13 protein-coding genes are annotated in these 14,375 nt (G+C 32.6%); 7 read left to right on the top strand and 6 right to left on the bottom strand.

Features of this window, described 5'->3' with window-relative positions:
- The first annotated feature begins 12 nt into the window (after positions 1–12).
- From ACWVCY_RS01335 to ACWVCY_RS01320, 4 genes are all read left to right on the top strand, one after another.
- Positions 13–2,061 carry a S9 family peptidase gene (locus tag ACWVCY_RS01335; RefSeq protein ID WP_455139703.1) on the top strand — a complete coding sequence of 683 codons (2,049 nt, stop codon included), beginning with the start codon at positions 13–15 and terminating at the stop codon, positions 2,059–2,061.
- A gap of 8 nt (positions 2,062–2,069) precedes the next feature.
- A complete protein-coding gene (gene ggt / locus ACWVCY_RS01330; RefSeq protein ID WP_455139733.1) occupies positions 2,070–3,692 on the top strand; it encodes a gamma-glutamyltransferase in 1,623 nt (540 codons plus the stop codon).
- 92 nt (positions 3,693–3,784) lie between these two features.
- The gene (locus tag ACWVCY_RS01325; RefSeq protein WP_455139701.1) at positions 3,785–5,002 is read left to right on the top strand and encodes a hypothetical protein; all 1,218 of its coding nucleotides are present in this window, start codon (positions 3,785–3,787) and stop codon (positions 5,000–5,002) included.
- Between the two features lie 73 nt (positions 5,003–5,075).
- Entirely contained in the window at positions 5,076–5,987 is a 912-nt protein-coding gene (locus tag ACWVCY_RS01320) for a hypothetical protein (protein ID WP_455139699.1), read from the top strand.
- On the opposite strand, the gene ACWVCY_RS01315 is transcribed toward ACWVCY_RS01320, so the two are convergent.
- Positions 5,970–6,479, bottom strand: a complete 510-nt coding sequence (locus ACWVCY_RS01315) for an ArsR/SmtB family transcription factor (RefSeq protein ID WP_455139697.1) — start codon at positions 6,477–6,479, stop codon at positions 5,970–5,972. The genes ACWVCY_RS01320 and ACWVCY_RS01315 overlap by 18 nt on opposite strands.
- A gap of 242 nt (positions 6,480–6,721) precedes the next feature.
- Here ACWVCY_RS01315 and ACWVCY_RS01310 point away from each other — a divergent pair, with 242 nt between their 5' ends.
- Together ACWVCY_RS01310 and ACWVCY_RS01305 are read left to right on the top strand one after the other, a co-directional pair.
- Positions 6,722–7,567 carry a hypothetical protein gene (locus ACWVCY_RS01310; protein WP_455139695.1) on the top strand — a complete coding sequence of 282 codons (846 nt, stop codon included), beginning with the start codon at positions 6,722–6,724 and terminating at the stop codon, positions 7,565–7,567.
- A gap of 19 nt (positions 7,568–7,586) precedes the next feature.
- Complete coding sequence (locus ACWVCY_RS01305; RefSeq protein WP_455139693.1) at positions 7,587–8,414, top strand: flavoprotein; 828 nt, start codon at positions 7,587–7,589, stop codon at positions 8,412–8,414.
- Here the strand turns inward: ACWVCY_RS01305 and ACWVCY_RS01300 are convergent, their stop codons facing one another.
- Positions 8,415–8,969, bottom strand: coding sequence for a Rab family GTPase (locus ACWVCY_RS01300; RefSeq protein WP_455139691.1), 555 nt, complete (start codon positions 8,967–8,969; stop codon positions 8,415–8,417). It abuts the gene before it with no gap.
- 217 nt (positions 8,970–9,186) lie between these two features.
- A complete protein-coding gene (locus ACWVCY_RS01295) occupies positions 9,187–10,701 on the bottom strand; it encodes a nicotinate phosphoribosyltransferase (RefSeq protein ID WP_455139689.1) in 1,515 nt (504 codons plus the stop codon).
- 130 nt (positions 10,702–10,831) lie between these two features.
- Here ACWVCY_RS01295 and pncA point away from each other — a divergent pair, with 130 nt between their 5' ends.
- Positions 10,832–11,512 carry a bifunctional nicotinamidase/pyrazinamidase gene (gene pncA, locus ACWVCY_RS01290; protein WP_455139687.1) on the top strand — a complete coding sequence of 227 codons (681 nt, stop codon included), beginning with the start codon at positions 10,832–10,834 and terminating at the stop codon, positions 11,510–11,512.
- A gap of 2 nt (positions 11,513–11,514) precedes the next feature.
- On the opposite strand, the gene ACWVCY_RS01285 is transcribed toward pncA, so the two are convergent.
- The 3 genes from ACWVCY_RS01285 to ACWVCY_RS01275 all read right to left on the bottom strand — a co-directional run bounded on the left by ACWVCY_RS01285 (position 11,515) and on the right by ACWVCY_RS01275 (position 14,371).
- On the bottom strand, positions 11,515–12,129 hold the full coding sequence (locus ACWVCY_RS01285) for a hypothetical protein (RefSeq protein WP_455139685.1): 615 nt from the start codon (positions 12,127–12,129) through the stop codon (positions 11,515–11,517).
- Entirely contained in the window at positions 12,126–13,172 is a 1,047-nt protein-coding gene (locus ACWVCY_RS01280; protein ID WP_455139683.1) for a DUF58 domain-containing protein, read from the bottom strand. Before ACWVCY_RS01280 ends, ACWVCY_RS01285 begins: the two co-directional genes overlap by 4 nt.
- 239 nt (positions 13,173–13,411) lie before the next feature.
- Complete coding sequence (locus tag ACWVCY_RS01275) at positions 13,412–14,371, bottom strand: AAA family ATPase (protein ID WP_455139681.1); 960 nt, start codon at positions 14,369–14,371, stop codon at positions 13,412–13,414.
- Between the last annotated feature and the right edge of the window lie 4 nt (positions 14,372–14,375).

The following is a 14,375-nucleotide window of genomic DNA, read 5'->3' as shown; positions in this document are numbered from 1 at the left end:
AGGTTGGATTTAATGAAAGTGCAAAAATTGCCTAGTTCAGAAGATTTTGTTAAACTAAAATTCGTGACAACCCCATCATTGTCAAGAAATGGACAGAAACTTATATTTGCCATTCGTCAAGTTGATGAGAAAAAAAATCAATATTCTTCGGACCTTTTTATGTACGATGTTTCTCAAAACCATATTATTAAATTTACAAGTGGAAATTTTGTTGATACAAGTCCCCAATTTTCTCCTGACGGAAATAAAATTGCATTCTTAAGTTCAAGAGGAGAGAATGGTATGCAAATCTTTTGTATAGATGTTAATGGAGGTGAAGCTATCCAAGTTACTAGATTCCCTAAGGGGATTATTAATTTTGTTTGGAGCCATGATAGCCAAAAAATTCACTTAATAGCACGTGTCAAAGCAGAAGAATTAGAAGAGTTGACTTCTAATAAAAATTTACCTCCTTCATATGTTTTGGAACCATCAGAATTTGTAGCATTCAAATCAAGTAAAGAAGAGATATCAAGATTGAAAAGTGATCCAAAGGTGATCAGAGATGGTTATTATCGCGAGGGAACGGCATATTTAGAAGGAAGGTATTCACAACCTTTTGTAATCAACGTGAATGGATTTAATGATGATTTTTCTTTCAAACCAAATCACAATCTTCTTTATATTGGTGAAATTGGATTTCATTATACATTAGGAGTTTTTACAAGGGATAATTCCTCTATAATTCTTTCAAAATTTCAGGAAGATCCTACACTTTCAATGAAGCATGACATAGAGAGAATAAATATTATTGACCCTAAGAATAAAGAGTTAATTGGGACAGCTTTTGGATGGCTTAACAATTTTCAAATTTCCCCAGATGGAGATTTAGTTTCTTATGAGACTATTCGAGAAGACCAAACTATTTATGATGATAATCAGGTATTTTTAATAAATTTGGAAAAACTAGGTTCGACTAATATTCGATGTTTAACCAAAAATTTTCCTAGATCAGCGAGTCAATCTCAATGGATAAGTAATGATTCACTCCTCTTCCTGAGTCCAAGTGAGGGTAGAATTAATATTAATAAAATAGATATAGAAGATGAGAAAGTAGATTTAGTAGTTTCAGGTGATCGAAATATTAATTCTTTTTCAGCCTCATTAAATAATTGTGTTGCGTTTGAAGTTTCTCATTTTTCTAGCCCTAGTGACCTTTATTTCATAAATTTAGAAAATTCAATAGAAAATCGTGTTACTAACGTAAATCAAGAATATTTGAGTGAATATAAACCACCTCAATTGATCGAAATTCAATTTGAGAACGGTGGATTCCAAGAACAGGCTTGGCTCTTCCTCCCCTACGCTCATAATGGACATGATGATTTACCTGTAATTTTTGAAGTTCATGGTGGTCCTGCAGTTATGTGGTCCCCTCATGAACGAACAATGTGGCATGAATGGAATACATTTGTTTCTAATGGTTATGCTGTTATTTTCTGTAATCCTCGTGGTTCTGATGGGTATGGAATTGAGTTTAGAGCTTCATGCTTTAAGAATTGGGGGTATTTGCCCGCTTCAGATATTTTTGCATGTATTGATACTATTTTTGGGAAATACTCTTTCCTCAATCTTAACCAGCTCTTCTTAACTGGTGGCTCTTATGGAGGCTATATGACTACATGGTTGATTACACAAACGAACAAATTTAAAGCTGCAGTAACTCAAAGAGGAGTTTATGACTATTTGGCGTTTAGTACGACGACTGATATTCCTCAATGGTTTGAAAGACAATATGATGGTGAAATTATTGATCGGTTCAAAGAGATATGGACTGATCAACCAATAGCTCATGTTCGATCGATTTCTACTCCATTACTTATAATTCATTCTGAAAATGATTTTCGTGTTCCAATTGTAAGTGCAGAACAACTTTTTTGGCTATGTAAGAGATATAATAAAGAAGTAGAATTTGTTCGTTATCCTCGAGATGGACATGAACTTTCACGGAGTGGGGAACCCCGTCATGTTATTGATCGAATAAATCGAATACTTAATTGGTTTGCTAAATATAATCACTAAGGAGAGTAATTAACCTGGCAGTAAATTTCTGGAGACGCCCTTTCTCTGGAAGATCAGCTATTCATGCTAAAAATGGAATTGTAGCTTCTTCTCAACCTTTAGCTTCATCTGTGGGCTTAGAAATTCTAAAAAAAGGAGGAAATGCTATTGATGCTTCAATTGCGATGGCTGCGATGTTGAATGTAGTTGAACCTTTTTCAACAGGTATCGGAGGTGATGCTTTTGCTCTAATCTATATTCCAGGTGAGAAAAGACCTTTAGCAATTAATGGATCAGGCTTTGCCCCAAAGTCTCTTTCTTATAAATATTTAACTGAAGAATTAGGGTTGACATCAATACCTTTAACTGGATTTCTTCCTATCACTGTTCCAGGGGCTTTAAGTTTGTGGGAGACAACTCATGAAAAATTAGGAAAATTATCTTGGGAGATTATTCTTGCCCCTGCTATATATTACGCTAAAAATGGTTTCCCAATAAGTCCTGTTATTGCACAAGTATGGAAAGAATTAGAACCCAAGCTTTTTCTTAATGAAGGAGCCACTAATACTTATTTAATTAACCAAGAGCGAGCTCCTGTTACAGGAGAAATTTTTAAACAACAAAAATTAGCTGAAACATTAGAAAAAATTGCTAAAGAGGGCTCTCGGGTATTTTATGATGGGGAATTAGCTATAAATATTGTACAATTCTTTGAAGATAAAGGAGGCTTTATTTCTTTATCTGATCTTACTGATTTTAAAGCTGAATGGACAAAACCAATTTCAAAAGAATTTTATGATCATACTTTGTGGGAACATGGGCCCAATGGACAAGGATTAGTTACTCTCCTAATTTTATCGATTGCTGAAGAATATGATATTGGCCAATATTCACATAATTCGATAGATTATTTACATTGTTTGATTGAAGCAAAAAAATTAGCTTTTGCTGACGCTTTTGCTAATATTGCTGACCCAGGGTGGATGAAGATTTCAACTGAAGACTTTTTGACTGAAAAGTATGCTCAAACAAGATCGAGTCAAATTAATCCACTCCAAGCTATGCGCGATCTTCCGAGTGCATTGAACATGGGAGAAGATACTATTTATCTAACCGCTGCTGATAATGAAGGAATGTCAATATCATTTATAAACTCTCTATTTTATGGATTTGGTTCTGGTATTGTAGATTCTGAAACTGGTATAGCTTTTCAGAACAGAGGAGCTGGATTTTCCTTAAAGAAAAATCATCCAAATCAATACGCGCCTAGAAAACGTCCTTATCACACTATTATTCCTGCCTTGGTAACTAACTCAGCAAATGATTTTATTTATTCATTTGGAGTCATGGGTGGTCATCATCAACCTCAGGGTCAAGCTCAGGTATTTTTAAACATGGTTCTATTTGACATGGATCCTCAATCAGCAATTGAGGCTCCTAGGTTTAATCATGATCAACTTTCTAATGTTGTTGGGTTTGAGGATCCTATCCCAATCTCTATTAGAATGAAATTAAGAGAAAAGGGTCATCATGTGGTAGATTGTGTTGGCATGAACTTTGGTGGTGGTCAAATTATCAAAAAGGATCTTGGAACTACCATCTATGTTGCAGGGTCAGATCCACGTAAGGATGGGCAAGCCCAAGGATATTAAGAGTTATAATTTAAAATTAGATTTTTGATATAGAATAAATTTTAAGTTGTAATCCTAGAAAATTTGAATAAATATGAAATAAGGTTGAATTAATGAACAATCTTTCAAACAATGAAACACTCCTTCTAGAAGCAAAAAATGAAATTTATACTTGGGCAACAAACGATTTAACATGTTTATTAGCCAAAGAAGTAATGAGTATTGGATTAGCTAAAATAAAATATTTTTATAGGTCATTAGGTGAGGATCCATTCAATGTAATCACGATATTTGGACCTGATGGTGGTATTACTCGAAATAAAGAGCGATTCAATGAAGGGGTCGGATATGGTTGTTTGGTAGCCACTAAAGATTATATATTTCCTAGTTTACTTCATCCTAATGGTTGTGGTTATGGTTTTTACAAAATCCATAATCTTCCATCATTAAAAGATATTATGATAAAAATTGACAAAATTAAGAAAAATGGAATCCCGATTGGAAGTGAGAAAGGAAAATGGGATGTTTGGAAATCCAATCATTTTATTGATTTTCTTTTTCTAGATGATCTATATTCTAATGACCAAGCTATAAGAAGTTGGCTTACTCCTGGAAATTATGTATTAATCCATTCCTCTCAACAAACTCAGAAAGATCGCTTGAGTATGTGGTCTCAAAATGATTTCATTTCTTTCGAATCTCCCTTTGGAAGTGTTAAAGGGTTACCAAAAGAAAAAATAGCAGAATATTTTAATTTTTTTCAAAAAATGGAAACTTTTAGCAAGAATAAACGTACTTCCATTGCAAAAGAATTATTTGGGGAAGAAAACATTGAAATAATTTCAAATCCTACCCATCAAGGTTATTTTAAGGAAAATGGATTTCAAGTTATGCGGTTAGGGCTCTCAAATTCATTGCATCAATCAGGAGATAAAAATTTAAGACTTTTCCCTTTAGGATTTAATGGATATTCTTTTATTTATTTGTATGAGGGATTAAGAAATATTAAGAAGAATCATTGGACAGTTAAACAATTAGAAAGAGCTCAAAGCTATGGTCATGAAGAATTTATACAAAATGCAAACATTCTTCCTCATGGTGGAGGTTATAAATTACTCTATCCTTATTCCGATGTAGAAAAAATAATTTTTAATAATAAAATTTTTTTCAGATTAAGTAATGCTCCCATGAAGAGTTGTTTGATCATTCAGGACATAGAGGCTTTAGAATATGGTTATCGTGGCTCTAACGAAATCCTTCCCATGATCGAAAGATTAGAATTAGGAAAAAGAATTGCACGCTTCACTCCTGAGATTGTAATCAAACTTTAACTAGAAATTTCTAAAGAATATTCTAAAAATGTATTAGCTACTTTTTTAATCATCTATCATTTAAAATATAAACATGGGAAAAAAAAGGTTAAAACCACGCAAAGTACAAACCTTTCAAGATCGAAATGATCTTGCATTTCCCGGTAAAAAATCTTTATTAGAGAATATCCAAAATCAATTATCAATTAAAGGTGATGTATGGATACATCATGCTTATAATGTTCCAATGGATGATCCTCTCACCATTGACAGCGATAATACTCTTCAGTATCAAGATACAGTCATTATTCCCTCTATTCTACATACTTTAATGGATAAAACTGGTAGTCAGAAGACTACAAGCTTAGCAGCTATTTGTGGGATGAAAACACCAGAATTACTATTGATTCTTGATCCTGCTACCTTAAATTTAAGTGTAGTTACGAAAGAACGCCTTTGGATAACTGAAATTTTACTCAAAGAAGCTGGTTCTATCTTTCCAGCTCCAAATGAGCGTACTTTAGCTCTATGTAATCTTTACGATCCAAATGATATTGAAGTGATTCATGAGGACATATCTCTTGAAATTACAGGTCACAGAACTGAAGGTGGGATCACACAAGACAGTGCTATGGGTCCTCTTGATTCTAATTACACACCCGTTATCGGAAAAAAGGATCCTGGAAAAATTCTAAGAGATCCCTTGAAACGGTCTTTAGATATTGGAGAATTAGTTTTAATGATCTCTGATGCAATCTCTTCTTCTGCGAAGATGTATCTTGGAACAGTTAATGTACGACTTCATGAGGATCGGGTATCGATGGAATACCCTAAAGAAGCTAATGTAGCTTGTATTAAACTTTTTAATAACTATATAGATGTGCTTGAAATCCGTTCCCCATCTCAACCTCACAATCCTGATTTACAGCTCCTTAATTTTCGAATTTATAGAACTAAACATTCTCGTAATTTGAAAATACTTATTGATTTATTGCATCTCCTCTGAGGTTCTCTTAATAGTATGTTCTTCAACAACTTTTTTAGCTTCTTCAACCCATATTCGGGTCAATTGGAGTGATTCTAGCTCATTACGTTTGATAAGTAATTGGTTTCGTTTTGAATCATATTCATTTCTCGTAATTAATCCTAATACAAAATTCCGTTCAATTTGATCTAATTCTGACTCAATAATTCCTTCTAAAGATTGAAAATACTGTAAGCATGCAGTAGTAATAGAATCTAGTAACATAAGTCCAATATCAGTGATAAAATAAACATAATGAGGCGTTGGAAAAGGTTCTACTGTTAATTCACAGAGATAATTTAATTTTAAAAGCTTTAAATGTTTTTCAACCGCTGGTCTGGATATTTTTAATTTCTCCGCTAGATCCTTGGGATTCATCGGAGTCTCACTTATTAATTTAACAATTTCTCTACGTGTAGAATCAGCAAGGATCTTTAGAATACTCTCAACTCGCTGTTCAAAAATTTTATCCATTAAAAATCCTCAAAGCAATTAAAATAATATATAAACTTAGAGGTTTGATCAAAGAACTTACAGCTTGTCTCTAAGACATACTATTTATGTCATCTAATAAACTCAATGGTTTATTGGATTAACTCACTATTTTAGAATATTATAAACATAATCTGAATCAATAATAAAATCAGAGATTCTTGTTAAGAATATTGAAAATTATTAAAGGTTATATAGGAAATAAGAAGGAAGAAGTGAATTCATTGTCAAATAAAGAAATAGATGATTTAAAAACCTTAATTAAATCATTAGATATTCGATTAAAAAACGATGAGATTTCCTCAGAGGAATATAAGGAATTAAAGCAGAAATATGAGCAAAAACTTGAAGAACAAATTCATCTTATTAAAGAAAAGAGTTTATTTCGTGGGTTGAGTTACATTAGCATTTCAGGATCAGGAAAAGTAACTGATTCTCAAATTAATATTTCTGGATCTGGTCATGTTGAAGGATGGCGTGGTGGATCTATTTCAATTTCAGGATCAGGGAGTATTTCAGATGAAGAAATAAGAATTAGTGGGTCTGGTACGTTACCTGGTGATATGAAGACGGAAAAGCTTATAGTTTCTGGGTCTTTCAAAGCAAATGGGGCTCTTGAGACGAATTCTTTTACAGCATCTGGATCTTATAAAATAGATGGGCCTTTAACTGTTCATGAAACACTTAATCTATCTGGAGCAGGTAAAATAGAAGGTCCTGTTGTTGCTGAGAATGCTAAACTCAATTGTAGTGGAGCACTGAAAATTAATGGGGATCTAGCATGTTTTGATGCAGAGATCAATGGTGCTTTTAAAATAAATGGAGATGTAAACTGTAGCAAATTTACATGTAGTTTAGAGGATAAATCATCTATTGAAGGGAATTTAATTTGCCTAGGTGACATTTATATAGAACAAGAAAAGCGAAAGGGAACCTTGACAGTGAATCAGATCATTTCCGAAGGCAAGGTCTACCTTGAAGGAGTTAAAGCTGATTATGTGGTAGGGACATCTGTTAAACTAGGGCCAAATTGTGAGATAAAACACTTTGAGGAAAAGACTGAAAATTAATTCTTAATTCACTAAAGATATGAATCAATCATCTAATTACGATCTTTCATTCACTCCTATGATCTCTTTTATCCATTCAAATGATCCTCTAATATTATGGTGTTATACTGGGGGTGGCCATCATTTTGAAGAAAATTTTAGGGCATTAATTTCAATTCTAGATTATTCCATTAAGGTTTTGATGGTATTCTCAAATTCAGGAGCATTAGTAGCAAACCGTTATGGTTTTTTTTATGAGATACAAAAATATACACATTTTAAAGAAAAAATTTTTTTTATTTTTGAAAATCAAGAGATTGTGAACTATAATATAGAGAAAATTCTTGTTAAAGGAGGTTTTCATTATCTTATCAATCGTTATGACCCAAGTTTTTCTGTCGCGCAATCTTTAAGCCAATACTCTTTTCACCACATCATTGTTAGCCCATTAACTTCGAATACAGCAGCGAAAATATGTACAGGGGTGAATGATACATTGATTACAAACCTAATTATTAATTCTGTCAAAATGGGCAAAGAAATTGTACTAGTACCTACTGATATGGAAGAAGGAAGTGTTAAAACTAAATTACCTATTCGTTTTACTGGAGGATTAGGTGATCAGGAATTTGGGAATTTTTTGTGTAAATACGAGGCTATTAAATACATAAGAGAAACTATAACATTTCTTCCTGAGTTTTGTGTTGGTTGTAAAGTTTGTGTGCATAAACTACCTAATATTTTCACTTATGGAGATGTAATATCAATAAATGTTAGAAAGGTTGATGCTAGTAACATAAGTAAGTTAGCTAAAGAATTTACTATTATTTCTATTCCTTCGGATATTCCTAAATTAATTAAGAAGTGATTAATTAGTTTGAAATTGTTTATATTTTTCAATGAAGTCTTTTATAGATCTACCTAGAACAGAAAAGGCCTCTGTGACATTTTCACCTGATTTTGCTGATGTATTTAGGTATTTGATCCTAAATGGAATATTTTGGATTTCTTGTTGTGATTTTTCAATAAAGTTGTTCAATTCTTCCTCGTCAATTGTATTTGGTAAATCACTCTTATTTCCAAGAATTACATAAGGAACTTGTCTTCCTACATTGTTAAAAAGTTCTTTTTTCCAATTTTCTAAATTATAAAGTGAATCTGGTCGTGTACGATCAAAAACGAGGATAGCGCCATGGGATCCTTTATAATAGAGAGTCCTCACCGCAGAAAAACGTTGCTGTCCAGCTAAATCCCAGATTTGAAACTTATATTGTCTATTATCAATCTCGAGATTCTGGACCGCAAAATCTGCACCAATAGTCAAAATATACCCAGATTGAAATCCTTTACCAAGGAATCTTTCACGAAGGGATGTTTTTCCAACACCACCGTCACCCAATAAACAAATTTTATATAATGGCAATCAAGACCCTCTAATAATAATTAAATTAATAATCGACTTCATTCAAATCCATTTCCCATTGGGGATAGTGGAAAGTAGAGTTAAGACCTACTTTAGATATAATTTTCCTAGCTCATAACAATAGAATCTGATATTGATTTAAACTGAGCTACTATAAATATTATAGTTTTTAATTTGAAAATCCTATCAAATTCTCTAGGATTTATTAGAATGTAAATCAATTGCTGATTAAATTCTGATGATTTTCTTTAATATCATCTGGAGAGTATTTTTTTATTAGATTCATCTTTAATTGAAACAATTTTTTGCTTAAACTAACCTTATAAATATGTGGGTTTAGTAGTCTTTTAAATGTTGGATCTAGTTTTCTGAATTGATTAATAAAATTTTTTTGGCCGTTTTTCCAGCTAAAGATTGTTTCCTTTAAGGTTATTCTTCCATTCTCCATAATTTTCTGATATAAAGGTTCAATTGTTACATTAGGGGGAATAACAAACTTTTTTAAAGGATCTATTGGATGAAAAATCGTATCTCCAGCTTCAATAGGATTTTCATGAGATAATCCTATCACATCAGCTAAAAATTTTCCTTTGGAATCGCTTACTCGCCAAACAGTTTTGTCTCCAGGATTTATAGTTTTTTGTGGGTTCTCACTAACTTTGATACGGGGTATTCCATTAAAAGCAACCAATTTATAGACTCCTCCCAACGCTCCTTGTTCTCCTCCAGTGATTAATCGCGTGCCTACACCATAAATAAGATGGTTTATTGTTTCATTACATATATTCTTATCATATTCATTGTTATTTCCTTGCTCTTTAATGTGTTGAACAATCGAGTTGATAGTATACTCATCCAGCTCGTTCGAGAGAATTATAGAAATATTAGGAAAACCCTCTTTTGAGAATGTTCTATATACTTCAAGTGCTAGATAAGCAAGATCACCAGAATCAATTCGTACTCCTTGTAATTCCTTTCCTTGCGCTCTCAGATATTTAGCAATTTGAATAGCATTGGGTAAACCTGATTTTAGTACATTATAAGTATCTAATAGTAAAATACAATTCTTTGGAAAAGAATTAGCATATGCTTTAAATGAATCATATTCTGATGGGAATGCTTGAACCCAAGAGTGGGCTTGTGTTCCTGCAATTTGACAATCCCAAATTTCGCCTGCTTTAACAAAGGAAGTACCTACACATCCACCAACTAAAGCAGCTCTTACACCAATGTAAGCGCTATCACCTTGCGCTCTTCTCAATCCAAATTCAACTATTTTCCCTCCTTTAGCTGAATGAGTAATTCTAGCCGCTTTAGTAGCAATTAAAGTTGAATAGTTTATTATATTTAGTAGGGCGGTTTCAACTAGCTGAGCTTCAATGAGAGAACTTGTAATTTTAATAATCGGTGTGTAAGGAAACATAATCGTTCCTTCCAGAACACCTTCAACAGTACCAGTAAACCTTATTGTTGAAAGAAATTCTAGAAATTCATCCTTGAATAAATTTTTTCTTTTTAAATAATTAATATCACTATCGGTAAATCTAAAATGTTTTAAATATTCTAAAGCTAATGAAATGCCACATGCAACAGAATATCCACCATTAAAGGGATTTTCTCTAAAAAACAAATCAAAAGTGGCTTTATCATTCATCTCGTAATTGAAATATCCTTGGCTCATTGTCAACTCGTATAAATCAGTGAAAAGAGCTCTGTTTTCCTTGTAGAACATATATCTTCAAGTAATACTATTTCATCAAAATTAATTATTTCTTTTTCTTTTAACTTGTTTTTTACAGAGAGAAACGTTTTTGTATCCTATAATTGTGAGGGAGATTAACTGGAAAAATTGATGTGATTTAATGGAGATTCAAGATATAAGGCTTGAAGGTTTAGTTAGAATTGGTCCAAATGATGCTTTAATTGTAATTGATATGCAAAATGATTTTTTACCTGGTGGTAGGTTACCAGTTGCCGAGGGGGATACAATTATCCCAGGTATCAATTTATTACTTGAAAAATTTCGCACTAAAGACATACCGATAATATTTACCCAAGATTGGCATTCAAAAGATCATTTATCTTTCGCTTCGATGCATGAAGGTAAGTCTCCATATGATCCTATTACGGGGCATGGTATAGGTCCAATTCTCTGGCCAGATCATTGTGTACAAGGTACAGAAGGTGCAAACTTCGCTCCAAGATTGAATACTGTGTATGCAACAATGATTCTAAGAAAAGGGCATCATCAGACAATTGATTCTTATTCCGCGTTCCTTGAAAACGATAAAGAGACTGAAACGGGGCTTCAATCATTTTTAAAATCAATAGGGGTTAAACGTGTCTATTTGTGTGGTTTAGCGTTGGATTACTGTGTTTTTTATAGTGCTATTGATGCTAGAAATTTTGAATTTGAAGTATATTATATTATTGACCTCACAAAGCCTGTAAATTCCCCTGAAAACAGTGTTGCTACTGCAATCTCAAAAATGAAAGAGAAAAGAGTATTTTTTATAAGATCTGATCAAATTTTAGACTATTAATTCTAGTTTTGTTCTTTCTGATTGGATTTCTCTGTAAAACGTGGTATTAAATAAAGTAAAAGTAACATACTAGCAGAAAGAGAAAGTCCTAGGGTCCCAAAATGCTCTTTTCCAAGCTGAATGTATGAATGAGTCGTAATGAATAACATTGCCCATGAAAGTGAAAGAGTAATCCATGCAAATACTCCTAAAGCTGATAATTGATTAAAAAACAATCGATTCAACAGTTTTTTCTCTAATGTCTGTAATTCATATGGGTCATATTCTTCATCAAGGATTGAGTATCTCCACCCGATATCCCAAATTTCATAAAATACCCAAGATATAACAACCCCTAAAGCTAATAAATATGCATCTGAAAGCCCAAAAATGACCCCAAAAGAAAAAAATCCTGAACTAAAGATTCTTAACTGTGGTTTTAAGGTTACAATTCCAAAAAGAGTGATAAATCCTATTAAAAGAAAAAAAATCCCAATTAAAAAATAAAGATGAACGCTTGCTGAAAGAATGGGAGATAATACTGTAAGCCAAGAGTATATTACTGGAATAAAGGAAAAAAATAGAAAGGTAAAAATCATTGCTAATTGGATTATCCAGATAAACGGTTGTAATTTCATTTTGTCCTTCTCACTTTAATCGTTTCATATTTTGGCCCATAAGGATACCAAAAAATCTGTGTAATTCCTAACTTTGATAATTGATTTGTTACATAATTCCTATCCAAAGCTAGAAGTCCATTTGCTAAAAAAGAGGCATTAGGGACAACTCTACTCTCTTCATAGATTGATTCTAAACGGGGCATGATAAGGATAATTTCATGTCCTTTTTCAGCTAATTCATTAAGGAAATTTAATATAATTCTATTGTATAATGGACTTATAAAAAATATCTGTGATATAGGAGGCAATGATGAAAGTAATCTACGTTGTAAACGTAGAGTTAATACTCCTTCATGTGCTGGAAATGAAGGTTTAACATCTATAAGTACTTCATTTATTCGTAATAATTGTCTTTTACCTGAAGCTGGAGGGATTTCCTCAACAAATTCCCCAATGGTGAAAAATCCTACCTTATTTCTTTGCGAAATAAGATATTCTACGGTACTTAAAGCAGCCATGACTCCTTCTTCTAGTACTCTTTGTGTGGATATAGTATGGTCAAAAATGATGAAAATACGTGCTGCTTGATCTAATGCATATTCATTTGTTGACAGTTTATTATATTTTGCAGTTACTCTCCAATTAATCGCTCGAAGTTCATCTCCTTCTTTGTAATCCCTCACACCTTGAAAATCAAAATCCCTTCCTTTATAAGTTATACTTGGGATGTATCCTACTTCTGGTAATAATCTTTGACGATCAATAGGAAGTTCCCTAAGTTTGATTAATGATGGAACTACTGCGAAGGAAGTATACACTTCATGTTCCTTAATTTTTTTATGAAAGTGGAGAATATCAAAACCTCGCGTTATCACTGGACCTAAAATATATCTTCCCCGTTTATGGCATTTTATTCCATAATTAAGGCTTATAGTTTCATTCTGTTTAATTTCAAATAACCAATGGTTCGATCCTTCATGAATTGTGCATTCCTCTGGAACTTTATCAACAATCTCAAAAACAGGTATACGGGGGCCATTGTTTAATATATCCAATCTCACATTTATGAGTTCTCCTTTTTCTTCAGTTCTATCTCTTGAAATCCACCTTTTAATGATGACTTTATCTATTGAAATTTCTTCAGTACTTAGGGAATAGTAAAAAATGATAATGAGAGGGAAAACTAGTCCTGCTAAAAGCCATAAGCGAAGAATAACACCCAAAATTAACAAAAAAAATGATATTATCAAGAAAGAGTCTAATCGAAAATATTTTACCAGTTAAAATCCTCCTGGCTTCTCTATTCTCTTCTCGGGGATTTTATTTCTTTCAATACCTTCTCAACTAACATATTTGCAGAAGTACCAGATAACCATGAACCAATTTCCAGAACTAATCTGTGACCTAATGCTATTACAGCTAGTTCCTTAATATCTTGGGGTATAACATAATCACGTTTTTCGAGTACAGCGTTTGCTCTAGCTAATGCCATCAAATCTAAAGAACCTCGTGGCGAAGCTCCAACCTTTACTTGAGGCATTTCTCTTGTATATTGTACTATATCAACAATGTATTCTTTTATTTCATCAGAAACATAAACTTCTTCAACCGTTCGTTGCATGTTATAGAAAATATTTCGATCAATGATTCGAGTAACTTCAAAAGATTTCTGCTTTCTACCGATTCTATTTGTAAGAATGGTTTTTTCTGCTTCTTTTGAAGGATATCCAATGCTAATCTTAGCTAAGAATCTATCTATTTGAGCTTCAGGGAGTGCAAAAGTCCCCTCTAATTCTAGAGGATTTTGAGTTGCTACAACCAAAAAAGGTTTTCCTTCACCAGTTAATTTATAGGTGGTACCTCCAATTGTTACTTGATATTCAGCCATCGCTTCAAGTAAAGCACTTTGTGTTTTTGGTGTTGCTCTATTTATTTCATCTGACAATATAATATCAGCAAATATTGGACCCTCTTTGAATTCAAATTCGTTATTTTTTTGATTATAAATTTCTGACCCTGTTACATCTTGAGGTAATAAATCGGGAGTAAATTGGATACGTTTGAATTTACATCCTAAAGTTGAAGCAAAGGTTCTGCATATCATGGTTTTAGCTAAACCAGGATAATCTTCAAATAATAAATGCCCATCTGCAAGGAATGAAAGCATTACTTGTTTTAAAGTGTTCTCCTTTCCAATAATATGTTTATTAACTTCTTTAAGAATATTTAAACTTAATTCTGAGGCTGTTTCAATATTCATTGTT

The organism is Candidatus Hodarchaeum mangrovi, from assembly GCF_975850365.1.
Note: the sequence above shows the minus strand (reverse complement) of the source record. Positions and strands in the feature narration are given on the sequence as shown.

Coding starts and splice junctions, on each gene's coding strand:
- pncA (WP_455139687.1), top strand. CDS start 10,832: ATGGAGATTCAAGATATAAGGCTTGAAGGTTTAGTTAGAATTGGTCCA.
- ACWVCY_RS01295 (WP_455139689.1), bottom strand. CDS start 10,701: ATGTTCTACAAGGAAAACAGAGCTCTTTTCACTGATTTATACGAGTTG.
- ACWVCY_RS01275 (WP_455139681.1), bottom strand. CDS start 14,371: ATGAATATTGAAACAGCCTCAGAATTAAGTTTAAATATTCTTAAAGAA.
- ACWVCY_RS01335 (WP_455139703.1), top strand. CDS start 13: ATGAAAGTGCAAAAATTGCCTAGTTCAGAAGATTTTGTTAAACTAAAA.
- ACWVCY_RS01325 (WP_455139701.1), top strand. CDS start 3,785: ATGAACAATCTTTCAAACAATGAAACACTCCTTCTAGAAGCAAAAAAT.
- ACWVCY_RS01320 (WP_455139699.1), top strand. CDS start 5,076: ATGGGAAAAAAAAGGTTAAAACCACGCAAAGTACAAACCTTTCAAGAT.
- ACWVCY_RS01285 (WP_455139685.1), bottom strand. CDS start 12,129: ATGAAATTACAACCGTTTATCTGGATAATCCAATTAGCAATGATTTTT.
- ACWVCY_RS01315 (WP_455139697.1), bottom strand. CDS start 6,479: ATGGATAAAATTTTTGAACAGCGAGTTGAGAGTATTCTAAAGATCCTT.
- ACWVCY_RS01305 (WP_455139693.1), top strand. CDS start 7,587: ATGAATCAATCATCTAATTACGATCTTTCATTCACTCCTATGATCTCT.